Origin of the sequence: Pseudomonas sp. Pseu.R1, assembly GCF_045764065.1 — a bacterium.
In the GTDB taxonomy this organism is placed as follows: Bacteria; Pseudomonadota; Gammaproteobacteria; order Pseudomonadales; family Pseudomonadaceae; genus Aquipseudomonas.
This window is the reverse complement of record NZ_JBJGEE020000001.1, coordinates 6,066,478-6,089,786: the sequence shown is the minus strand read 5'-3', so window position 1 is coordinate 6,089,786 and position 23,309 is coordinate 6,066,478. Positions and strand designations below refer to the sequence as shown.

Here is a 23,309-nt window from a genome sequence, read left to right as displayed (position 1 = left end):
CGACATGGCCAAAAAACTACCTTCCACGGATGTCGTGGTTGTCGGACTCGGCTGGGCCGGATCCATCATCGCCAACGAACTGGCTGACGAAGGCCTGAGCATCATCGGCTTCGAACGCGGCCCATGGCGCGACACCGCAGCCGACTTCAACGTCGCTTCGGCAGCGGACGAACTGCGTTACAACCGCCGCCAGGACCTGATGGTGAGAACGCGGCAAAACACCACGACGATTCGCAACAGCGTCAACGAGACAGCGCTACCCATGCGCAGTTGGGGCTCGTTCCACCCCGGTAACGGCACTGGCGGCGCGGGTAACCACTGGGCGGGGATCACCTTCCGCTTTCAGCCTCACGAATTTCGGCTGCACAGCCACCTGACCGAGCGTTACGGCAAAGAGCTGTCCCCCGAGTTGACCCTGCAAGACTGGGGCACCGACTGGGAAGAAATGGAGCCGTTCTACACCAAGTTCGATCGTCTGGCGGGCATCTCAGGCAAGGCCGGCAACATCAAGGGCGTGATTCAGGAAGGCGGCAACCCGTTCGAAGGCGCGCGCTCCGAGGAATACCCGAACCCGCCGACCGAGCAGACCTACGCCCCGACGCTGTTCGCCGAAGCGGCCAGAAACCTGGGCTACAAACCGTTCCCGGTGCCCTCGGCGCTGGTCTCGCGCCCTTACGTCAACTCGCTGGGTGTGGCCATGGGGCCGTGCACCTATTGCGGTTTCTGCACCAACTACGGCTGCGCCAACTATTCCAAGGCCAGCGCCATCACCACGGTCCTGCCTGCGTTGATCCGCAAGCCGAACTTCAAGGCGATGACCAACTGCGAAGTGCTGCGCGTGACCATGGACAGCAGTGGCAAGAAAGCCACTGGCATCGTCTTCATGGATTCGAACGGCGAAGAGTGGGAACAGCCTGCCGAGCTGGTGGTGATCAGTGCGTTCATCTTTGAAAACGTGCGCCTGATGCTGCTGTCCGGCATTGGCAAGCCGTACGACCCGGTCACCAACACCGGCACCACGGGCCGTAACTACGCCTACCAGACCGCCAACAACGTGCGGCTGTTCTTCGATGACAAGAACTTCAACCCGTTCATCGGTGGCGGCGCCATCGGCATGGGCATCGACGAGTTCAACAACGACAACTTCGACCATTCGGGTCTGGGTTTCGTCGGCGGTGGCAGCACCCGCGTGACGCCGATTGGCGCTGCGCCCATCGACTCGCGCCCTCTCCCGCCCGGCACCCCGACCTGGGGTTCGGAATGGAAGAAGGCCACGGTCAAGAACTACGCCGCGACCATGTCCATCGGCTGCGAAGCCAGCAGCTATTCAACCCGCACCAACTACCTGTCTCTGGACCCGACCTACAAGGATCCGTTGGGCCGTCCACTGCTGCGCATCACCTTCGATTTCCCGGAGAACGACCGCAAAATGGCGGCGTACGTGACCGGCAAGGTCGATGAAATCGCCAAGAGCATGAACCCGCGTCAGAGGGTCCAAAGCTCCCAGCAAGGCCACTGGAACAGCGCGCCGTATCAGTCTTCGCACATTGTCGGCGGCTTCATCATGGGCGCCGACCCGAAGAACAGCTCGGTCAACAAATACCTGCAAGTGTGGGGCGTGCCGAACCTGTTCGTGGTGGGTTCCTCGGCCTTCCCGCAGAACCCCGGCTACAACCCGACCGGCACCGTCGCGGCGCTGGCCTTCAAAGCGGCGGATGCCATCCGCACCCGCTACCTCAAGCGTCCAGGGGAGATGATCAGCGTATGAAGACTCTTCTGACTGTTTGTGCGGGCGTTCTCGGACTGTCCGTGTCCATGGCCCATGGCGCCACCGGCGCCGATTCCTACAATCTCGTGGAAAAAGGCCGCTACCTGACCACTCTGGGCGACTGCACGGCGTGCCACACCCTGCCAGGCAAACCGCTGTTTTCCGGCGGTGTCATTCTCGACACGCCGTTCGGCAAGCTGGCAGGCGCCAACATTACTCCGGACCCGGTCAACGGCATCGGTCGCTGGAGTTTCGACGACTTCCAGAACGCCATGTCCAAGGGCCACGGCCTGGACGGCAAACGCCTATACGGCGCCATGCCGTTTACCGCGTACACCAAGGTCAAGCGTGAAGACAACCTGGCGATCTGGGCCTACCTGCGCACCGTCGACGCGTCGGACAACCACGTTGAAACCAATCAGTTGCCCTTCCCGTTCAACGTGCGTACCAGCCTGATCGGCTGGAACCTGATCAACTTCAAGGAAGGCGAATTCAAGGCCAACCCGCAGAAGTCCGAGCAGTGGAACCGTGGCGCGTATCTGGTGGAAGGTCTGGGCCACTGTGGCACCTGCCACACGCCGAAAAACCTGATTGGCGGTGACAAGAACGATCAGTTCCTGACCGGTGCCAACCTGCAGAACTGGGTCGCGCCGAACCTCACCTCCACCGGCCATGACGGCCTGGGGGCGTGGAACGAAGACGACATCGTCAAGTACCTGAAGACCGGTGCCAACCGCTTCGACATCGCTTCAGGCCCGATGGCCGAGGAAGTCGAGCACTCGTCCCAACACTGGACCGATCAGGACCTGATGGCCGTTGCGGTGTACCTCAAGGACGGCGCCAAGCCGGTGGAAGCGCCGAAGCCGGTCGCCGCCAATGACCCGGCGATGGTGGCGGGCAAGGCGATCTACGCGGACCGTTGCTCGGCGTGCCACACGCCGAACGGTGAAGGCGCAGCGAACCTGTTCCCGAAACTGGCCATGGCCCCGCTGATCAACAGCAACGACCCGTCGTCGCTGATCCGCGTGGTGCTGGCAGGCAGCCGCGCAGGCGCAACCGACGCAGCGCCAACGGCCCCGGCCATGCCTGCATTCGGCTGGAACCTCTCGGATGAAAACGTCGCTGACGTGCTGACCTACGTGCGCAACACTTGGGGCAACGCCGCGCCTGCGGTGTCCAGCGCCAGCGTCAAGGACGTGCGCGAGGCGTTGACGCCGAAGTAACACCCACAAAACGAGCGAAAAAAATGCCTGACGCCTGTAAAGGGGTCAGGCATTTTTCATGGAGTATCCACGAGCTACATCGTCAAATACGCCTTGCGCACGTCTTCGTTGGCCGCCAGTTCGGCCATGCTGCCCTCGTAGCGAATCAACCCCTTCTCCAGCACGTAGGCCCGGTCCGACACCAGCCCGGCAAAATGCAGGTTCTGTTCGGACAGCAAAATGCTCGCGCCTTTGGCTTTGAGCGCGAGGATCATGTGGGCCATCTGCTCGACGATCACCGGCGCGACGCCTTCCGAGGGTTCGTCGAGCAAAATCAGAAACGGATTGCCCATCAGGGTCCGCGCCACGGTCAGCATCTGCTGTTCGCCGCCGCTCATCTGCCCACCGGGTCGGTCCTGCATGGCGCCCAGGTTGGGAAAGAATTCATAGAGCTGCTCCGGCGTCCAGTTCAACGCCTGCGTGCCATCCGGCCAGCGACGATCAGGCTGGCGACCGACTTCGAGGTTTTCGGTGACGGTCAGGTGAGTGAACACGCGACGGTCCTCCGGCACGAAGCCCAGCCCCAGACGCGCCAACTGAAAGGGCTGCATCCCTGCCACGTCTCGCCCCATGAAGCGAACATCGCCCTGACGTCGCCCAAGCATGCCCATCAGCGCCTTGAAGGTGGTCGATTTGCCTGCGCCGTTGCGCCCCATCAGCGCAACGACCTCCCCTCGTCGAACGTTGAGGCTGACGTCGTACAGCACCTGTGCGGCGCCGTACCAGGCGTTGAGGCCGTTGACCTCCAGCAAGGTGTCTGCCGTTGGGGTTGCCATGGGTGTTTGCGTTGAAAGCACTGCGCTCATACCTGCACCTGCGCGTCGGTCGGTTCATTTTCGAAGGTCTTGCCGCTGCCGAAGTACACTTCCTGCACCTTGGGGTGATTGCGAATGTACTGCGCGTCCCCTTCGGCGATCAGGCGGCCACGGGCAAGCACGATCATCCGGTCGGCGTAGGCGAACACCACGTCCATGCTGTGCTCGGTGAACAGCACGGCCATCTTGCGCTCCACCACCAGCCGCTTGGTCAGGGCCATCAGGTCGTTGCGCTCTTCCGGCCCCATGCCTGCGGTGGGTTCATCCATCAGCAGCAGTTTGGGGTCGTTGGCCAGCCCCATCGCCAATTCCACCCGTTTGACGTCGCCATAAGCCAGTTCGCTGCACGGGCGCTCGGCGTGGCGCTGCATGCCGACTTGCGCCAACAGCGCCATCGCCTCGTCGCGGTAGCGCTTGCGGGCCGATCCGAACAGCGAAAAGCCCTCGCCATGATGGGAAATCAACGCCATCTGCACGTTTTCCACCACGCTCAGCGAGGCGAAGGTTTCGGCGATCTGAAAGGTGCGCCCGACCTGCATGCGGCAGATGTCGCGGGGCCGCTTGCCAACCAGCTCCTGCCCCAGCAACCGAATCGAGCCGCCGCTGGCCTTGAGCTGGCCGCCGACCATGTTGAAGGTGGTGGACTTGCCTGCGCCGTTAGGGCCGATCAGGGCCAGCAACTCGCCCTCGTGCAGATCGAAATTGATGCCATCGACCGCGCGCACGCCGCCGAAGGACTTGCTCAAATCACGGACTTCCAGAAGCGTCATGCCTGTTTCTCCACGGCGCGGGTCATTGATTGCACGGGCGACGACGAACGCGACCGCCAGCGCCGCCAGAGGTCGCCGACCTGTTGAAAGAACCCGGCGATGCCTTGAGGGAACGCCAGCACCAGCACCAGAATCACCCCGCCGAACACGGCTCGCCAGTAATCGGTGGCGCGCATGATCGAGTCCTGCAGCACGCTGAACACACTGGCCCCGGCCACCGGCCCCAGCAGGTTCTGTATGCCGCCCAGCAGCACCATCACCAGACCGTCCACCGATTTGCCGACGGCCATGGCATCTGGCGAGATGCTGCCCTTGGAGAAGATATACAGCGCGCCTGCCAGACCGGCGAAGACCCCGGCGATCACGAACGCCAGCCACTGCACGCGCTTGACGTCGATGCCGATGGCGTCCGCGCGCAAGGCCGAATCCCGTGCCGCACGCAGGCTGTAGCCGAATGGTGCGAAGAGAATCCGGCGCACCAGAAACACACTCAGCGAGACCAGCACCAGCGTCAGGTAGTAATACGCCGTGCCGTCCAGCCAGCTCGACGGCCAGATGCCGGTGATGCCGTTGGAGCCACCGGTCACGTCTTCCCACTGAAAGACCACGGACCAGACGATCTGCGAAAACGCCAGCGTCAACATCGCCAGGTAGACCCCGGACAAGCGCACGCAGAACCAGCCAAACAATAGCGCCCCTAACCCGGCCACCAACGGCGCGAGGGCAAAGGCCAGCGGCATGGGCATGGTCAGCACTTTGAACAGGATCGCGGCACCGTAAGCACCGAGACCGAAATAGGCCGCGTGACCGAACGACGACATCCCGCCCGGCCCCATGATGAAGTGCAGGCTCACGGCGAACAGCACCGCCACCAGCACGTCCTGGGTGAGAACGCTGGCGTAAGGCAGCCAGTCCGAGAGCAACGGCAGGATCGCCAGCACCACGAACAGTGCAGCCATCAACCCTTTGAAGGACGCGGACCCCGGACGTATCGGCGCTTCCACAGGCGCGGAGTTGCGGCTGCTGGCCTGGGGCTTGCCCATCAGGCCCCACGGGCGAACCACCAGCACCACGGCCATGACCAGAAACTCGATCACCAGCGTCAGCTTGGAGAACGACACCGGGATGCCGAACAGCGTGGTCGAACCCAACCCGATGCACAGCGCCTTGATTTCCGCGATCAGCAAGGCCGCCACGTAGGCGCCGGGCAACGACCCCATGCCGCCGACCACGACGATCACAAACGCTTCGCCGATGGTGCGCAAATCCAACGACAGGCTCGCCGGTTCGCGGGGCAACTGCACGGCACCGCCCAACCCGGCGAGCATCGCACCCAAAGCAAATACGCTGGTGAACAGCCACGCCTGATTGACGCCCAGCGCGCCGAGCATCTCGCGGTCCTGGGTCGCGGCACGCACCAGCACGCCCCAACGGGTGCGCACCAGCAGCAGCCAGACCAACCCCAGCACCGCCGGGCCAACGATGATCAGGAAAAAATTATAGGTGGGGAACTGACGCCCCAGAATGTCGATGGAGCCGGTCAAACCGGGTGCCCGACGGCCCAATAATTCCTCGGCGCCCCAATACCCCAATACGGCGTCGTTGATCACCAGCACCAACGCGAAGGTGGCCAACAACTGGAACAGTTCCGGCGCCTTGTAGATACGGCGCAGTAGGACAATCTCGACCAGTGCGCCGATCACACCGACTGAAATGGCGGCCAGCGCCAGCCCCAGCCAGAAACCCGCCCCGCCGAGCGCACCCATGAGGTGCTCGACGACGGAATAGCCGATGTACAGCCCCAGCATGTAAAACGAGCCGTGGGCGAAGTTGACGATGCGGGTCACACCGAAAATCAGCGACAACCCCGCGGCCACCAAAAACAACGACGAGGCTTCGGCCAGGCCGTTGAGCAACTGTGAAAATAACGCTGAAAAGTCCATGACGCCCTCGATCCAGACTTGCCCAGTCAACGCCGAACCCGTGGGAGATTCTATGTGGGTCGATCAACCGTCTTCGCCACCCAGTCGGCTCCCACATAATCGGCGCCAAGCAAAAATCCATGCTTCGACACGCATTACTGTGGGAGCCGGCTTGCGGGCGAATGCGGCGTATCAGTCGACATTTCAATTGCCTGACACGCCCTTTTCGCCAGCAAGCCGACTCCCACAGAAACGCATTTCAACCCGCACGACAGGTTGTATCCAATACCGCCGGAATTACTCTGCAGGCCGCAACTTGCGCACTTCATCATCCGAAGGCAGCAACGTCTGACCCGGCTTGAACTGGTAATCGACCATCACGCCCGAACCGTCCTTGACCGCCAGCTTGCCAACGTACAAACCCCACGTGGCCTGATGGTCGATCTTGCGGTATTCCAGCGGGCCGTCCGGGGTTTCGACTTTCAGGCCACTGAACGCGTTGACCATCGATTCGGAGTCGGTCTTGCCACCGGCCGCCTTGATGCCTGCGGCAATGGACTGAATCGCCGAGTAACCGATGATCGAACCGAAACGCATGTTTTCGGTGCCGTACTTGGCGTGGTAGGCGTCAACGAAGGCTTTGTGCGCCAGGGTATCGATGCTGTACCAGGGGTAGCCAGTGACGGTCCAGTTCGGCGGGATTTCATCCTTGAGCGGCTCCAGGTATTCCGGCTGACCCGTGATGATGCTCAGTACCGGCAGTTGCTCGCCGAAGAAACCACGGGTGGTGCCCTCGCGAATGAACTTGGCCAGGTCGGCGCCAAACAGCGCGTTGAACAGACCGTCCGGTTTGGCATCCACCAACGCCTGAACCACGCTGCCCGCGTCCACTTTGCCGAACGGCGGGGCCTGCTCGGTCACGAACTCGACATCAGGCTGGCGCGCCTTGAGCAGGGTCTTGAAAGCACTGGCCGCCGCCGTGCCGAACTCGTAGTTGGGGTACACCAGCGCCCAGCGCTTTTTGTGCAATTTGACCGCTTCGTCCACCAGCGACGAAGTCAGCATGTAGGTCGAGGCGTCAAGGCGGTAGGTGTAGCGGTTGCCCGCACTCCAGACGATGTTGTCGCTCAACGCTTCAGTGATCAGCACAAAGCGCTTCTTCTGTTTGGCGTAGTCCGAGAGCGCCGTGCCGATATGCGCGTAGAACGCACCGGCCAGCACATCGACGTGCTCGCGGTTGATCAGGTCTTCGGCCTGGCGAATGGCATCGCCAGGGTTGGCGTTGTCATCGCGGGTAATCAGCTCCAGCTTCTTGCCATCGACACCGCCTGCGGCGTTGATCTGCTCGACAGCCAGCTCCATGCCCTTCTTGTAGCCGTCGGTGAACACCGGCTGGGATTTGTAGCTGTTGATGTCGCCAATCTTGATCGTGTCGGCCGACCAGGCCGCGCCGCTGACGATTACGGCGATGGCGCCTGCCAACAGGTTCGACTTCGTAAAACGTGCACGCATGTGGGTGTTCTCCAAGCTGATCAGGTGAATGACTTGCACAGCATCAGGGCGCTCCAGACTCGGATCACCGTTATTAAACGGGCAGTTAATTAAATAGCAACGCGTGTGCCAGACAGGCTTGTAATTGAATGAAATCGTGCGAGCTAGACGCCTCGCAGCAGTGCCAGCGCTTCGCTCAGCGGTTTGACCACGGCGTATTTCTGCGCCATGTCGAACAGGTTCGCCTCATGCGGCCCCAGCGCCCGGTCGCCCACGCAATCGCTAACCACCAGCGGGCGGAAACCGTAATTCATGGCGTCCAGCACACTGGCACGTACGCAACCGCTGGTCACCGCGCCCGCCACCAGCACGGTGCGCACGCCATGAAAGGTCAGCCAGGCGGCCAGATCAGTACCGAAAAACGCCGAGGGCAAGGTTTTGCGCACCACCCGTTCGCCCTGCCGTGGGGCCAGTTGCGGGACGATGGCGCTGCGCGGTGCATGTTCGGTCAGGGTCAACATCGACGGAACCTTGAGCGAAAACACGTTGGCATCGGCGCCGTCGTCGGCGAACACGATGCGCGAATGAGCCACCGGCCAACCCTGCTCCCTGGCATGGGCCAGCAGATTTTCGGTCTGGGCGATGGCTTGGGGAATGTTGCCGCCGCCAAAAATCTCGGGGTCAGCGAAGCCTTCTACCAGATCGATGATCAGCAGCGCATAGGGCGCGGGAAGGTCCATGTCTGCGCCGAAACCCTGCCGTTGGTAGCTGTCCAGATCACTCATTGCGCGCCCTCCTCGTTAACCACTTTTCCGCCTTTGACCACGACCTGCTCATCCAGCATCACGGTGCAGCCGCGCAACGGAATGTCGATGTGACACGCCGTCGTCCGCGAACCACCGGCTTCATTGTTCGGACCGAGCGAGAACAGGAAATTGCCCTCATACGCCCGCGCGTCCATGCCGATGTGCGCTTCGCGATCCAGCAAGCCAAGGGTCGACCAGCGCGCCCGAGGTTGCAGGCCCCAACCGATGTGCGAAATGGCGTAGGCCTCGGGGTCATTGAAGCTTTCCATGTAGTCGCGCAGCAACGCCGCCTCGACACCACCCTCGATCTGCGTGGCAAAACCCTTCTCGACCGTGAGCACGATGGGGTCCTGGACGTAGCTTTTGTGCGGCAGCAGAATGTCACCGCGGTCGATGACGATAGTGCCGCTGGCTTGCAGCTCGTTCGGCCAGGTCAGGACGAAACCGCTGGGCCAATGGTCCCAACGCCCCGGCGTATCGACAAAGCCGTATTCGCTGATGGCCGGAAATTCGCCCAACGGGCAAGACAACGCAGTGCCCGCAGGCGAGGTCACGGTCATGCGCCCTGCCCGTTCGATCTTCGCCGCCGCACGCAACACACGGGCGCGATCAGCCTCGGTCGGCACCATGCGCGCCAGAATTTCCGGGGGCTCGACCGCCAGCAGGATTTTGGTCCCGCCCGCGAGGATGTCGTGCTGCTCGGGGGAGAACAGCAAGGTCATCAAATCCAGCACCAGATCGCTGGCTTTCAGCGCAGCAAGGGCTGGTTTGTTGCCGGTCAACGGTGTGGTGCCGAGGTAGGCCAGCGGGTCGCGGCTCAGGGCACGCTCGCCGTTGACGGGAGAAAGATCGAGGCGGCTGATCACCAACCCCAGCGACTGACAGGCCATCTGTGCCGTGCGCAGGGTCTGCGGGTGGGTGTCGGCGCCGGTCAGAATCGTCACCGACTGCCCCGCTTCGACATTTGAAAGGCGCAGGACTTGAGTCCACGCCTCGAACATCGTGAAATCACTGACGGCCATGGTCTGCCTCCTTTTCAGTGACCGACGCGCCGAGAAAATCCCCCAGCGCGGCATAAAATCCGGCTTCGTTGTCCCACGGGATCATGTGCCCGGCGTCCGCCACACGGGTGTGCGCCAAGGTCGGCAGCAGCGTCTGCATTTCCGCCACGTCCTCGTCCTTGACCACATCGCCTCGGGCGGCCGTGATCAGCAGCGTGGGGCACGTGACATTGACGACGCTTTCGATCACTGCGTCTTCGTGAAAGCCATTGAAGCTGGCGAGAATCGCCCGCTCGTCACAGGTGTGCAGCCACTGCGCCCGCAGTGCCCGTTGTTCCTCGGTCCAGGTCGGGCAGAAGGCGCGCATGTCTTCGGCGCTCATGCCGTGTCGGGCCTGACGAATCGAGTCGATGTACCACGACAGTTGCGCCGGATAGGCCCGACGCCCTGGCCCTGATACAGGCGGATCGACCCAGACCATTCGGGCCACAGCGACCGGACAGGACTGCGCAGCGCGAATGGCGATGCGCGCGCCCATCGAGTGGCCCAGCACGCTGTAGCGTTCCAGCCCCAGCGCAGCAGCGAAGGCCAGCACATCAGTGGCCTGGGCGTCGAGGCTGTAATCCAGATGCTCGCCAGACTCCGACAGCCCACGACCGCGCACATCCAGCACGTAAACCTCGAAACGCGTCGCCAATTGCTCGGCGACAAAGCCCCAGGTCACCGCCGGGCTGGTAATCCCCGGCACCAGAATGACCGGATCAAGACTCAGGTCAGCCGACTCGAGCGGCCCATAGCGCAGGTAATGCTGACGAATCCCGTTGGCGTGCACCTGCGCGCCATAACGAAGACGACTCATGACGTGACCTCCAACTCAGGCGGGAATTTTTTCGGCGTGAGGGAAGCGGGTTTCGCAGTCCCGCGCGTCGTACTCGTAGACCCAGTTGGCCTGAATGCCTACCGCGTTCGGGTTGAGCAACTGGCGCCAGCGGTAAGCCATGTCGCGTTTGAGCTGCGACCACGCCGACGGCAGGTGGTAGGTGCGTCCACGTTCACGGGCTTCCAGTTGCACACGACTGGTACGCGGCAGGCGTTCCAGTTCGTAAGCGCGCAAGGCTGACTGCAATTGCGGCAAACCGTGGTACGCCAGGGACTGCGCCAACACGTAGCCGTCTTCGATGGCCATGGCCGCGCCCTGAGAAAGAAACGGCAGCATCGGGTGCGCGGCGTCACCGAGCAGCGTGGCGTTGCCTTTGGACCAGGTTTTCATTGGGTCGCGATCGAACAGGCCCCACTTGTAGACGGCATCCGGATCGGTGCGCTTGAACAGCTCGATCAGGTTCGGGTGCCAGCCTTTGAACCCGTCCAGCAGCTCTTGCTGCGTGCTCTTGGCGTTCCACGATTCCTCGACCCAGGCCGGGCTTTCGTTGACGGCCACGATGTTCACCATCGAGCCGCCTTTGACGTAGTAGGTCACCACGTGGCCTTTGGGTCCCATCCAGAAATTCGAATCAGGGCTCACGAACGGCAGCGGGTGTTTGTCGACATTGACCAGCGCACGCCAGCACATGTGGCCGGTGTAGTTGGCCGCCTCTTTGCCCCACAACTGCTCGCGAATCACCGAGCGCACGCCGTCGGCGCCGACGATCAGGTCAGCCTCGTATTCCGAACCGTCGGCAAACTGCGCGACGGCGGTGTGCGCGTGCTGTTTCAAACCGGTGCAGTGCGCGCCGAACGTGGCCTGCGCGGGTTTGATGTCACTGGCCAGCGCAGCGTGCAGGTCAGCGCGATGGACGTGATAGAACGGCGCGCCATACAACTCGGGGCACGATTCTTTCAGTGGCGTGCGGAACAATTCCCGCGCCGTTTTCCAATTGCGCCCGACCATGCCCTGGGGCAGAAAGCCGATGGACTTCAGGCGCTCGTCCAGCCCCAATTCGGACAGAACCTTGACCGCGTTCGGGGTCATTTGCACCCCGGCGCCGACTTCACCGAACATCGCTGCCCGCTCGAAAATCCGCGCCTCGATGCCTCGTTGTTCCAGTGCCCGCGCAAGGGTCACTCCGCCGATCCCCGCGCCAATGATGCCAACCCGCAACGCTCTGCTCATGGGTGTTTCTCCTGCCGTTCGACGGTCAGCCGTTCGGCTCTCTGTAATAATTAATCAACCAATTAATTGTTGATCCAAAAAAAATATCGACACGCCTTTCGTCAAAGGTCCAGTACCAACCCTTCGCCCACGCCCCGCGAACAACAGATCATCATGCTTTCACTGCGCTGCCGTTGGCTTGGGGTGAGCACGGTGTCACGGTGTTCGACTTGCCCCGCCAACACCTTCACTTCACAGGCGCCGCACACGCCCTCTTCGCAGGAATACGCCACGTCCACACCCGCCGCCTCGCAGACTTGCAGCAGACTCAGTTCCGCAGGAACGGTAAGGGTCAGGCCAGAGCGCTGAAGCCTCACGCGGAAACTGTCCCCCGGCTGCAACGCATCGGTGGTGGCACTGAAACGTTCGCGATGGGTGTTGGCTTCCGGTCGTTCAAGGGTCAACTGGTCAAACTCATCGACCATGCCCTGCGGCCCACAACAGTAAAGCTGTGCGCTGTGCGGCAGTGTTTTCAGCACATCCTTGAGGCGCGGTGGCGTGTCTCCACAGCGGGTATGAAACAGGTGAACGTCATCCTGCTCGTCGCACAACTGATCATGAAACAGCATGTGTTGCGCACTGCTGGCCCAGTAATACAGCGTCACCTTGCGCCCGTTGGCCTTCAACTGGCGGTACATGGAAATGATCGGCGTGATGCCGATGCCACCGGCGAACAGGTGAAACGCATCGTCGCTGGGCTGCAACGGAAAGTGGTTGCGTGGCACTGACACCTCGTACTCCGCACCGACCACCGATTCGAAATGCAGCTTGCGCGAACCGCCCTTGCCCACTTGCGCCAACTGCACGGCAATCCGGTACTGCGCCGGATGGCTGGCAGGCCACAACAGCGAATACTGGCGCAGGAGGTCCGGCCCCATCGCCACATCGACATGCGCACCCGGCTCGTAAGACGGCAGCGCCAAGCCATCCAGCGATTCGAAGGTGTAGAAGTTGATGCCCGGCGCGCCGTACTCGATGGCCCGCAAACGCACCTTGAACACGCCGTCAGATAACGCCATAGCGAATGCCCTTGTTGCGCAGCCAGGTGCGGTAGCGCTGGCCCATGAGGTCGGTGCGGTGGTGCAGCTCGTAACGCAACTCGACCGGAATGCGTTCCGGGCGCTGGCTTTCAACGATGTCGCGGTCCTGACCGAACACCACGTCGGCGCGGGCGCGAACGGCATCCGGATCAGGGCGCGGGCTGACGTTCATCGCCGCACACACGCGCACGATGCAATTCACGGCATCCAGCGGTTGAACAGTGAACAAGGTGGCGAACGTGTCGGATTGATCGCTGACGATGTTGCCGTCGGCGTCGGCGTCCTGAGTACGTTTGGAGAAATAGCCCACCAGCGGGCGAAACGCATGGTAGGTGTAGAACGCCATCAGCGGTTTGCCCCGCGCATCGCCCCACGGCTGGAACACCTTGACCTCGGAGGAACGCAGGCCAGTGTCCACCTCTTCAACGGTGTAGGGTTCAAGGCGATCCGGATTGTCCATCACGCCGTTGAGGCCCGCGTGAACGAACGGAAAGTGCGAGGCATCAATGAAGTTTTCAACGGCCCGGAAACCGTTGGCGGCGTAGTTGTACGGGCCGCTGTGGACCTTCATGAACACCTCGTCGTCCCATTCCGGGAACACCGGAATATCTGACGCGGGCTCGCCCAGACACGTCCAGACGAAGCCGTAACGCTCCACCGCCGGGTACGGAAACGCCCGGGCTTTCTTCATCGGTTTTTCATCGGGCGCGGCGGGCATCAAGGTGCACGCGCCTTCGCCGTTGTATTCCCAGCCGTGGTACGGGCAGACCACCGAATCGTTCTTGATCCAGCCTTTGGACAAACGTGCACCACGGTGAATGCACAGGTCTTCCCAGACATGCACCTCGCCATCAGCGCTGCGCCAGACAATCAGCTCGCGTTCAAGCAGGCGCACCGGATAGATCGTACCCTCGGCGAAGTCGGTGCTGTAGCCCACGACGTGCCAGTCGTTGAGCAGGACCGGGTCCTGGCAGCCGTCGGCGGCGGTGACCGGTTGATGAGATGAAACGGCAATCAGGTTCATCACGACTCCTCTGCTTTCTCAGGTTCGCTCACTCAAGAGCACAATTAATTAATCAACCTTTTAATTAACGAATAGCAGAAGCCGTGCCAAATACAAGAAATAGCCATATCCCTATGATTTATCTGATTTTTTATTTCCAGTGCGCTTTACGCCCTTTCACCGTTGCGCACCATCCTGGTGAAGCCTTCTCCAATCTGGTGCTATTCGGTGCCTCAGGCCGACATGCCACCGACCACGAAGCTGGTGACTTGCTGAATCAGCGAATGCCAGTCTTCCGGGTTGTATTGCCCGTCCGGCAGGCGCTCTTCCATGCGATGGCTGTCCGAAAACGCATACAGGTAGGTGCCGACCATCAAGGTGATGCGCCAGTTGGCGTCCAGATCGCTCAGCCCCGGTACGGCTTCTTTCAGGGCATCGACGTAACGCTGAGTCGAGGTGCCGTAGGCCTTGTCACGCAATGCGTAGGAAATATTCGGCGGCTCAGTGTGCAGACGCGCCTGCAGGCGCAGGAAGTGCCGCCCTTGAATCGAAGTGCGCAGCACCACGGTGGGTAGAAGAAACGCCTCGACGATGGCACGTACGCCAGGGATCTGCCCCTGGGCCTGAAGCGTGTCGAGGTTTTTCAGGCGCTCGTCGGAAATCGCGCCGCCCCGCCGCAGAAACACCTCTTCAAACAGCCCGTATTTGGAGCCGAAGTAGTAGCTGATCAACGCCTGAGTCACGTTTGCGTGCTGCGACACTTCGCGCATGGTGGTGCCTGCGTACCCCAGATTGGCGAACAGCTCTTCGGCCGCATCCAGAATCTCGTCCCGCAAATTGCTGGCACCCTCCGGGCGTCCCGGCCCTTTTCTGCTGATCTTGCCCTTCCCTTCGGCGGGAGCGGCCTTGCCACGACGGCCCGTGATGGTCTGCATGAATAAACGTTACCTTGTGGTTCAAACCCTTCGTCATCCGCGATTTCGCCATCGAAATGCGCGAAAAACAAATTAATTGATTAGCTCTTTAATTCCTAGCAGCGATCATGCCAGCCCGTCGCGTGACGATTACTTCAGCTTTCCGGATGCCCGCGACATACAACGCACCCGCCGCTCCTCCACCCGTTGAGCGAACCAGGCAGTGGTCAGCTTGCGGGTGATTTTCGGGCTTTCCAGCACAATGCCCGGCAGAATCGCCCGAGGCAGCGGTTTGCCTGCGGCCTTGTCGGCCAGTGCGAACACCTGTTTGTAGAGGTCGGTGCTTTCAAACTCTGCCGTTTCGCCCTTTTCCAGCGCGCTGCGAATCGTCGTGTTGCGCATGCCCAGTTGCCCATGAAGGCTGCGAACAGCCAGTTCGGTCTGACCCAACGACGGGCCGAAGCTGTAACTGATCAAATCCCCGTCCAGCGCCAGACGCTTGCCAGACAGCCGAGCCACCGCGCTCTGGAACGCCGCGTTACGGCTGGCGTACCAACCGGCGTTGAAATCAGCAAAGCGATACAGCGGTTTGTCATAGCTCACCGGATAACCCAGCAAATGCACGATGCCGAAATACATCCCGCCTCGACGCGTGAACACCTCGTGACGAATGGATGCGTCCACGGGATACGGATAGTCCCGCGCCTGCCGTTCGGCAAATTCGATGCTGACCTGCATCGGGCCTGCGGTGTGCACCGGGTTGAAGCTGCCGAACAGCGTTTTGCCCAAAGGCACCATGCCAATGAAATCATCGAAAATGCCGCTCAGGTCCTTTTCCGTTCGAGCGGCGGCCAGACGCTCGTTGTAGGTCTTGCCGGTCGGCGAGCGGATATCCAGTGCGCTGCGCACCAGCAGATTGGGTATGTGGGCCTTGCTGGCGCGGCGGTCGATTTCATCCTGGGCGATCTTGCCCATCCCCGGCACAGCGGGATCGACCTGAAAATTGGACTCTTGCTCGGTCACCGCCAGCACCGAACACAGGTTTTCGACGCTGGGGGTGATCTTTTGCGTGTCGAACGCGGTGTAAATATCTGCCGCCCAGCCTTGCCGGTCAGACACATTGGCCGGCAGCAAGCGCACGATTTCACTGCGCACACGATCCGCTGGCGGTGGCGGCGTCTGCGGTGGGGAGGAACTGCAAGCGGCCAGCAGTGACAACAGCGTCACGCCGATAAAAGGCCGGATAGAGTGAAAACGTCCGTTCACGGGTAGGCAATCTCGATGTTCACGTCGGGGAATGGCGATATGGACCGCACCGTTTACCAAGCGACTCATGGCTCATCCTCGGGGCGCCACGACCGGCGTGCCGACGCCGAACTTGCTGCGATATTCGCTGGGGGCCAACCCGGTGATCTTCCTGAACGTGGCGCGAAAGGCCGCCGGATCCTGATAGCCCACGGACCAGGCAATGTGGTCGACGGTGCCATTGGTGAACTCCAGCAACTCCCGAGCCTTGCCCACACGCAGGTGCTGGCAGTATTCGGTCGGTCTCAGCCCTGTCGCGGCGCGAAAACGGCGCAGAAAGGTGCGTTCCTCCAGCCCGGCCCGCTGCGCCATCTGCGCGACCGACACCTCGACGGCCCCCGTGCTCTGTAACCAGTGCTGAGTCCTGAGCACCGCAGCGTCGCCATGACCGAGAATGGGCGCGAAATTGCTGCCACACGCGGCGGCGCTGTCGCTGTGTTCGATGACCAGAAAGCGGGCGGTACAGGTGGCGATACTCGGCCCCAACAGACGATCGACCAACCGCAACCCCAACTCGGACCAGGCCATCAATCCGGCGGTGGTGATGATGTCGCCGTCATCGATGATCGGTTTGTCGGCGTGTACCTTGATCTTCGGAAAGCGTTCGCTCAGGGGTTTGGCTTGCGTCCAGTGCGTGGTGGCGGCCCGCCCGTCAAGCAGACCGGTCTGCGCCAGCACGAAAGCCCCCAAACACACCGTGCCAATGGTTGCCCCCGCTGCGTGTTGCGCCAGTACCCAGCGCGACAGCCCTTCCATCGCCTCGGTGCCCGGCAGCCCCATGATTGACGGCGGAATCAACACCGCCGTCAGTGCTCCCGGCGCGTGCGAGGCCGCGGTGTCGAACACCCGTTGCGGCTCACATCGCGCATTCACCTGCCAATGGCTGACCCGCAGACGCGGCAAGTTCACCGACGGCTGTGCATCGACCATGCGATTGGCCACCTCGAACAGATCGGTCAAACCATGAACCGCCGCCGTCTGGGCGCCGGGGTAAATCAGCAGGCCGATCTCGGCGACTGCCCGTTCAACACCCATTGTCAGTTTTCCCTCGGTTAATGTCGGTGCAGCCAATCCTAGGACTGCGGCATGGAGCTGATACTGACCCCACACACGTTACAACTCAACCGAGGAAACAGACATGCACACATCAGCGCTCATCGTCGTCGACATTCAGAACGACTATTTCCCAGGCGGCAAATGGCCTTTGGTCGGCGCCGACGCCGCGGCGGACAACGCCGCGAAAGTGATCGACGCCTTCCGCAAGGCTGGCGATCTGGTGGTGCACATTCGCCACGAATTCAAAGACCCTGCCGCGCCGTTCTTCACCGAAGGTTCGGACGGTGCGAAGCTCCATGCCAAGGTGCTGAATCAACCCGATGAACCGGTGGTGCTGAAGCACTTCCCCAACGCGTTCAGGGAAACCGGACTCAAAGCCTTGCTGGACGAACACAGGATCGAAGCGTTGGTGATCATCGGTTCCATGAGCCACATGTGCATCGACGCCACGACCCGCGCGGCTGCGGACATGGGCTACCCGATAAAACTGATCCACGACGCCTGCGCCAGTCGCGACGTGGCGTTCAATGGCACCACCGTCCCTGCGGCCCAGGTGCATGCGGCATTCATGGCGGCGTTGGGGTTTGCCTATGCGAACGTGATATCGACCGAGGCGTTTCTGGGCTGACCGGTCTTGCGTGAGCAAACGCTGGGGCCTGAACGCCCCAGCGCCTCGCCCTCACCCCCTGACCGTCCACCCCACCAATCGCACCACGATGGGCCGCACCACCCACCGAAATTTGAGTCTGTCACTTACTGCAGCGCCTGTTTACCCACCGTCGCCGTACGCTCAACAGGCGGCAAATCCTGGGCCACCGCCGGTGCCGTCTCGCGCATTTTCAACGCGCACAAGGTCGAGACCACACCCAGCGAACTGAACAGAATCGCAGGCCCCATCCAGCCCACCTGCGCATACAGCGCCGTGGCAATGAACGGCAACGTACCGGCGATCAGCGACGCACAGTTGTAACCCAGCGAAATCCCCGAAGAACGCACGTTGGCCGGGAACTGCTCGGTAAACCAACTGGCTTCCACCGCAAAGATCGGATCGTGGCTGAGAATCAACGCCATGGCCACCGCGACCACGATCAACGGCACGATGCCGGTGTTGATCATCATGAACATCGGAATACCGAACACAATGGTGAACAGCGAGCCAATCAGAAACACCGGTTTACGCCCGATACGGTCACTCAGCGCGCCATAGAACAGGTGGCTGCCCAGACCAATGGCCGAACCGATCATGGTGCCCCAGAGCACGTTCTGCTTGGTCGCGATACCGGCCAGCAACACGTAGGACAACATGAAGCTGGTCGCCAGGTAGTAACCACCCGTTTCCGCCAGACGCAACCCGGCAATCTGCAACACCTTGCGCCAGTCCTTGCGAATCACTTCCAGCGCAGGCTGTTTGACCAGCGTATTTTCCGCCTTGGCCTTTTCGAACTCCGGCGACTCGCTGACGCTCAGGCGAATCCACATGCCCACCGCCACCATCACCAGCGAAGCCAGGAACGGCGCACGCCAGACCCAATCCCCTTCGAACAGCATGGCCGAGAGCAGGAACGCACCGTTGGCCATCAGCAACCCCATGGGGATGCCGATCTGCGGCACCGCGCCGAAGAAGCCGCGACGATGAGCCGGTGCGTGTTCGCAGGCCATTAGCACGGCACCGCCCCACTCCGCACCGAAACCGATGCCCTGGATCATGCGCAACAGGATCAACAAAATCGGCGCGATCACCCCGGCCTGTTCATAGGTCGGTAAAGCGCCAATCAACACCGTCGCCCCGCCCATGGCCAGCAACGACCAGAGCAGCACGGTCTTGCGCCCCAGACGGTCGCCATAGTGACCTGCGAGGTAGCCGCCCAAAGGCCGCATGAAGAAACCCACCGCCATGGTCGCGAACGCGGCCAGGATGCCGACAATCGGCTCGGTGGTGTGAAAGAAAACCTGGCCAAACCAGCCTGCGGCGGCGGTGCCATAGATGAAAAAGTCGTAGCTCTCTACGGCGGAGCCGATCATGGAGGCGAAGGAGACTTTACCCGCTTTGTTCTCTGTTTGTGCTGACGCTGTCGTGGATTCGCGCATGGCAAACTCCGGATTTTTATTGTTGTTGTGCCGGGCAGACGGTCGCCTGCCCTTATGTTGAAACGACGTTGAAACGGTGCTACTTGCTGTATCGGTTACCCCTGCCAGGTCTCGATGACCCGGCTGTCGTCACGCTTGCCGAGTCCGGCCTCGGCGGCCTTGCAAAAACGGGCGTGGGCGATGTCCAGCAACGGCACCGCCGCCTCACAGCCTTTTGCCGCGTGAGCGACCAGGCCACTGTCCTTGACGAAAATGTCGACCATGCTGGTGACTTGGGTGTCAGTGCCTTCGAGCATGCGTGGCCCGCGGTCAGACAGCATCCACGAGCCACCCGCGCCTTTCTGCACCAGATCGAGCACCCGCGCCGGGTCCAGCCCCAACGAGCGGGACAGGCTCAACGCCTCGGCCGCCGCCACCAGGTGCACCGAGCACAAGTGCTGGTTGACCACTTTGATGGCTTGGCCGTCGCCCACTTCCAGCCCGGCGTCCCTCACCTCGCCCATGCTCCGCAGCACGGGTTCGACACGGGCGACTGCCGCTTGCGGGCCAGCGGCGAAAATCAGCAGGCTGCCGGTCTGCGCACGCGCCACGCCGCCTGTGACGGGTGCATCGACCACCTGCACGCCTTTTTCCAACAAGCGCGCAGCCTGCTCGCACACGGAAGCCGGGCCGACGGTGCTCATCACCACCCAGTGCTGACCGGGTTTGAGTTCGGTGCACTGGCTGACCAGTGCATCGAGCTGCGCAGGTGTGGCAACCATCACCACCACCACGTCCGCGTCGCTGGCGACACGCCAGTCGGCGCTGGATTCGATGCCGTGGGTCAGCGCAAGCGCGCGGTTCACTTCACTCAATTCAACGCCGACCACCCTGTGGCCCGCCTGTTGGATCTGCCGGGCCATGGGCAGGCCAATGGCGCCAAGACCGATAAATGCAACGTTCATCTTCGCGCTCCTTATGCCAGCCACTGGCGGATGTTGGCCGCCATGACATGAGTGGAAATGCCATAGCGGTCATGCAGGGTCGGCAACGCGCCGGCGTCGAGGTAAGCGTCCGGCAAGGCGATCTGCTGGAACGCCGGGCTGACCCGCGCCTTCAACAAGGCCAGCGCCACGGCTTCACCCAAACCACCGACGGTGCTGTGGTTTTCGGCCACGACAACCAGGCGCCCACTACGACGGCACTCCTCGATGATCGTCGCGTCGTCCAGCGGTTTGATGGTCGGCACGTGCAGCACTGCGACGTCCGCGCTGCCGTCGCCCAGCAACTCGGCGACTTCCAGTGCACGCATGGTCATGATGCCGCTGGAGATGATCAGTACGTCCTTGCCGCTGCGCAGCAATTTGGCCTTGCCCAGCTCGAATTTATAGTCGTATTGGTCCAGCACCATCGGCACTTTGCCGCGCAACAGGCGCATGTACACCGGGCCGTTGTGTTCAGCCATGGCGGCCACGGCCTGAGTGGTGTCCAGCGCATCGCATGGGTCGATCACGGTCAGGCCCGGCACCGCGCGCATCAGCGCCAGGTCGTCAGTGGCCTGGTGGCTCGGGCCGTAACCCGTGGTCAGCCCTGGCAACGCCGCGCAGATTTTGACGTTGAGGTTTTCTTCGGCGATCACCTGATGGATGAAGTCATAGGCGCGGCGCGTGGCGAACACGGCATAGGTGGTGGCGAACGGGACCAACCCCTCTTTCGCCATTCCGCCTGCAGCGGCCATCAGCAGTTGCTCGGCCATGCCCATCTGGAAATGACGCTCGGGGAACTCACGACCAAAGATGTGCAGGTCGGTGTACTTGGACAGGTCGGCGGTCATGCCGACGATGCGTGAGTCTTTCTGCGCTGCAGCGACCAGCGCGTGGCCGAACGGTGCGGTTTCAGTGCGTTGCCCTTCGCTGGCAATCGAGGCGATCATCGCCGACGTCGTCAGCCGTGGTTTTTGAGCGGTTGGCGTATCCATATCAGCAGTTCCCTGAATCGTAGTGGGCATCAAGAACCTTGATCGCGGCCTGCCACTCATCGGGCTCGACGCGAATGAAGTGGTTCTTCTCACGGGTTTCAAGGAAATCCACGCCTTTGCCCATCAGGGTGTCGAACAGGATCACGCGGGGTTTGGCATCTGTCAGCGCCATGGCCTGATCGAACGCAGCGATCACCGCCGCCAGATCGTTGCCATCGACACGTTGCACGTGCCAGCCGAAGGCCTGCCATTTGTCGGCAAGCGGTTCGAAATCGAGGATCTCGTGGGAGTTGCCGTCGGCCTGCTGTTTATTGAGGTCGACCAGCGCAATCAGGTTGCCAAGCTTGTGGTGCGCCGCCGACATCGCCGCTTCCCAGGTCGAGCCTTCGTCCAGCTCGCCGTCAGACATCGAGTTGAAGACCCACGCGGGGTTGCCTTTCATGCGCAGCCCCAGTGCCATGCCCACGCCAATCGGCAGGCCCTGGCCCAACGAACCACCGGAAATTTCCATGCCTGGCGTGTAGCTCGCCATGCCCGACATCGGCAAACGACTGTCGTCGGAGCCGTACGTCTCCAGTTCGCTTTCGGGGATGATTTGCGCTTCGATCAACGCAGCATAGAGAGCGATTGCGTAGTGCCCGTGAGACAGCAGAAAGCGGTCGCGGCCTTCCCATTCGGGATCATTGGGGTGCACGTTCATGGCGTGGCAGTAAGCGGTGGCCAGCACATCGGCCCAGCCCAATGCCTGCCCGACATACCCTTGCCCTTGAACTTCACCCATGCGCAGGGCAAAACGGCGAATGCGCCAGGCATGATGGGCGACGCGCTGCAACGACGTCATGCCCGCATCGGCACGTGGAGAAATGGTTGTCATGCTTGAGTCCTGCTTATTTTTATCAAGAGGCGATACATGATCGAAAGCAGGCTAACTACTAATGTTTCGAATTCATCAAACGCCCTGCATTCAATCTGCAATCAAGCTACCATCGGCAAATAAACCCTTACAAAAGACATTTTTGCAGCAATGACTGAACAAAATTCACTAATTCAGCAGCTCCGCCGGGTACCGCTTTCATCGTTGCGGGTGTTCGAATCGGCGGGTCGCTCGGGGTCCTTCATTCAGGCGGCACAGGAGTTGGGGATCTCGGCGAGCGCGGTCAGTCATTCGATCCGCAAACTCGAAGAATCCATCGACATTCAACTGTTCGAGCGCACCACTCGCGAGGTCAACCTCACAGCGAAAGGCCGATTGTTGATGGAGCACGTGCAACGTGGGCTGGAGGAAATGCAGCGCGGGTTCGTCCTGGCCAAAACCGAGGACCCCCCGCCGCTACGCCTGCACACCGCGCCGAGTTTCGGCATGCAATGGCTGATGCCGCGCCTGTCGCGCTTCGTCCAGGCCTACCCGAGCATCGATCTGCGCTTTTCAGCGAGCACCGATTACGCCCAGTTCGAAAACGACGATTTCGACCTCGACATCGTCTACGGCGAGCCTCGCTCCAGCCTGATCGAAAAAGTGCCGCTGGCGGTGGAGCACCTGACCCCGCTGTGCAGCCCTGATCTGGCCAAAAGCATTCGCACGCCACAGGATTTGTACGAGCACCGGTTGATTCAGTGCGACGTGCAGATGCTGCAATGGAAAGGCTGGTTCGAGGCCAATCACCTGATGTCGCCCCACCATTACGCCCTGCGTTTCGACCGCAGCATCATGGCGATCGCCGCGGCCACCAGCGGCATGGGGGTGGTGCTGGAATCCACGCTGCTGGCCCAGACCGAACTGGAAAACGGTACGCTGGTGGCGCCGCTGAGAGCCGCGACCCATGACATTCAGTACATCGGTCATTACCTCGTCTACCCGAAACGGCGAACGCGGCATGAGGCGGCGGAGGTGTTCAAGAAGTGGCTGCTGGATGAGCTGGGGTTGCGGCCAACGAGTGTGACCGCACAGCCATAGAAAGGCCC

General features: G+C 61.6%; 21 protein-coding genes. 4 read left to right on the top strand and 17 right to left on the bottom strand.

All coding sequences use genetic code 11. The features are described from left to right. Positions 1 to 4: 4 nt before the first annotated feature. Positions 5 to 1,768 carry a GMC family oxidoreductase gene (locus ACI5GA_RS27640; protein ID WP_421425134.1) on the top strand — a complete coding sequence of 588 codons (1,764 nt, stop codon included), beginning with the start codon at positions 5 to 7 and terminating at the stop codon, positions 1,766 to 1,768. Next, entirely contained in the window at positions 1,765 to 2,991 is a 1,227-nt protein-coding gene (locus tag ACI5GA_RS27635) for a c-type cytochrome (RefSeq protein WP_421425132.1), read from the top strand. Before ACI5GA_RS27640 ends, ACI5GA_RS27635 begins: the two co-directional genes overlap by 4 nt. Positions 2,992 to 3,065: 74 nt before the next feature. Here ACI5GA_RS27635 and ACI5GA_RS27630 read toward each other — a convergent pair whose 3' ends face one another. From ACI5GA_RS27630 to ACI5GA_RS27570, 13 genes are all read right to left on the bottom strand, one after another. Next, the gene (locus tag ACI5GA_RS27630; protein WP_421425130.1) at positions 3,066 to 3,836 is read right to left on the bottom strand and encodes an ABC transporter ATP-binding protein; all 771 of its coding nucleotides are present in this window, start codon (positions 3,834 to 3,836) and stop codon (positions 3,066 to 3,068) included. Beyond that, positions 3,833 to 4,615: an ABC transporter ATP-binding protein gene (locus ACI5GA_RS27625; protein WP_421425128.1), complete on the bottom strand. Its 783-nt coding sequence runs from the start codon at positions 4,613 to 4,615 to the stop codon at positions 3,833 to 3,835. The genes ACI5GA_RS27630 and ACI5GA_RS27625 overlap by 4 nt, the downstream gene beginning before the upstream one ends. Further along, positions 4,612 to 6,558, bottom strand: coding sequence for an ABC transporter permease (locus ACI5GA_RS27620; RefSeq protein ID WP_404638792.1), 1,947 nt, complete (start codon positions 6,556 to 6,558; stop codon positions 4,612 to 4,614). The genes ACI5GA_RS27625 and ACI5GA_RS27620 overlap by 4 nt, the downstream gene beginning before the upstream one ends. Before the next feature lie 276 nt (positions 6,559 to 6,834). Next, on the bottom strand, positions 6,835 to 8,049 hold the full coding sequence (locus ACI5GA_RS27615) for an ABC transporter substrate-binding protein (protein WP_421425124.1): 1,215 nt from the start codon (positions 8,047 to 8,049) through the stop codon (positions 6,835 to 6,837). A 143-nt stretch (positions 8,050 to 8,192) separates the two neighbouring features. Beyond that, positions 8,193 to 8,813: an isochorismatase family protein gene (locus ACI5GA_RS27610; RefSeq protein WP_404638788.1), complete on the bottom strand. Its 621-nt coding sequence runs from the start codon at positions 8,811 to 8,813 to the stop codon at positions 8,193 to 8,195. Beyond that, positions 8,810 to 9,856: a 2,5-dihydroxypyridine 5,6-dioxygenase gene (locus ACI5GA_RS27605; RefSeq protein ID WP_421425123.1), complete on the bottom strand. Its 1,047-nt coding sequence runs from the start codon at positions 9,854 to 9,856 to the stop codon at positions 8,810 to 8,812. The genes ACI5GA_RS27610 and ACI5GA_RS27605 overlap by 4 nt, the downstream gene beginning before the upstream one ends. Continuing rightward, entirely contained in the window at positions 9,843 to 10,694 is an 852-nt protein-coding gene (locus ACI5GA_RS27600; protein WP_421425121.1) for an alpha/beta fold hydrolase, read from the bottom strand. Before ACI5GA_RS27600 ends, ACI5GA_RS27605 begins: the two co-directional genes overlap by 14 nt. 15 nt (positions 10,695 to 10,709) lie before the next feature. After that, complete coding sequence (locus ACI5GA_RS27595) at positions 10,710 to 11,945, bottom strand: FAD-dependent monooxygenase (RefSeq protein ID WP_404638782.1); 1,236 nt, start codon at positions 11,943 to 11,945, stop codon at positions 10,710 to 10,712. Positions 11,946 to 12,046: 101 nt separating this feature from the next. After that, complete coding sequence (locus ACI5GA_RS27590; RefSeq protein WP_421425119.1) at positions 12,047 to 13,003, bottom strand: PDR/VanB family oxidoreductase; 957 nt, start codon at positions 13,001 to 13,003, stop codon at positions 12,047 to 12,049. Further along, a complete protein-coding gene (locus tag ACI5GA_RS27585; protein WP_404638778.1) occupies positions 12,990 to 14,048 on the bottom strand; it encodes a Rieske 2Fe-2S domain-containing protein in 1,059 nt (352 codons plus the stop codon). The genes ACI5GA_RS27590 and ACI5GA_RS27585 overlap by 14 nt, the downstream gene beginning before the upstream one ends. A 212-nt stretch (positions 14,049 to 14,260) precedes the next feature. Then, on the bottom strand, positions 14,261 to 14,962 hold the full coding sequence (locus tag ACI5GA_RS27580) for a TetR/AcrR family transcriptional regulator (RefSeq protein ID WP_404638776.1): 702 nt from the start codon (positions 14,960 to 14,962) through the stop codon (positions 14,261 to 14,263). 129 nt (positions 14,963 to 15,091) lie between these two features. Next, entirely contained in the window at positions 15,092 to 16,276 is a 1,185-nt protein-coding gene (locus tag ACI5GA_RS27575) for a DUF1615 domain-containing protein (protein ID WP_421425117.1), read from the bottom strand. Between the two features lie 3 nt (positions 16,277 to 16,279). Then, positions 16,280 to 17,281, bottom strand: coding sequence for a GlxA family transcriptional regulator (locus ACI5GA_RS27570; protein WP_421425115.1), 1,002 nt, complete (start codon positions 17,279 to 17,281; stop codon positions 16,280 to 16,282). Between the two features lie 103 nt (positions 17,282 to 17,384). Between ACI5GA_RS27570 and ACI5GA_RS27565 the strand changes: the two genes are divergently transcribed. Beyond that, positions 17,385 to 17,930, top strand: a complete 546-nt coding sequence (locus ACI5GA_RS27565; RefSeq protein WP_421425114.1) for a cysteine hydrolase family protein — start codon at positions 17,385 to 17,387, stop codon at positions 17,928 to 17,930. 125 nt (positions 17,931 to 18,055) lie between these two features. Here ACI5GA_RS27565 and ACI5GA_RS27560 read toward each other — a convergent pair whose 3' ends face one another. From ACI5GA_RS27560 to ACI5GA_RS27545, 4 genes are all read right to left on the bottom strand, one after another. Continuing rightward, positions 18,056 to 19,390: an MFS transporter gene (locus ACI5GA_RS27560; protein WP_404638768.1), complete on the bottom strand. Its 1,335-nt coding sequence runs from the start codon at positions 19,388 to 19,390 to the stop codon at positions 18,056 to 18,058. A gap of 95 nt (positions 19,391 to 19,485) precedes the next feature. After that, the gene (locus ACI5GA_RS27555) at positions 19,486 to 20,334 is read right to left on the bottom strand and encodes an NAD(P)-dependent oxidoreductase (protein WP_404638766.1); all 849 of its coding nucleotides are present in this window, start codon (positions 20,332 to 20,334) and stop codon (positions 19,486 to 19,488) included. A gap of 11 nt (positions 20,335 to 20,345) precedes the next feature. Then, on the bottom strand, positions 20,346 to 21,347 hold the full coding sequence (locus ACI5GA_RS27550) for a transketolase family protein (protein WP_421425113.1): 1,002 nt from the start codon (positions 21,345 to 21,347) through the stop codon (positions 20,346 to 20,348). Position 21,348: 1 nt separating this feature from the next. Next, a complete protein-coding gene (locus ACI5GA_RS27545; protein WP_404638762.1) occupies positions 21,349 to 22,221 on the bottom strand; it encodes a transketolase in 873 nt (290 codons plus the stop codon). 150 nt (positions 22,222 to 22,371) lie between these two features. On the opposite strand from ACI5GA_RS27545, the gene ACI5GA_RS27540 reads away from it, so the two are divergent. Next, positions 22,372 to 23,301, top strand: a complete 930-nt coding sequence (locus ACI5GA_RS27540; protein ID WP_421425111.1) for a LysR substrate-binding domain-containing protein — start codon at positions 22,372 to 22,374, stop codon at positions 23,299 to 23,301. Positions 23,302 to 23,309: the final 8 nt, after the last annotated feature.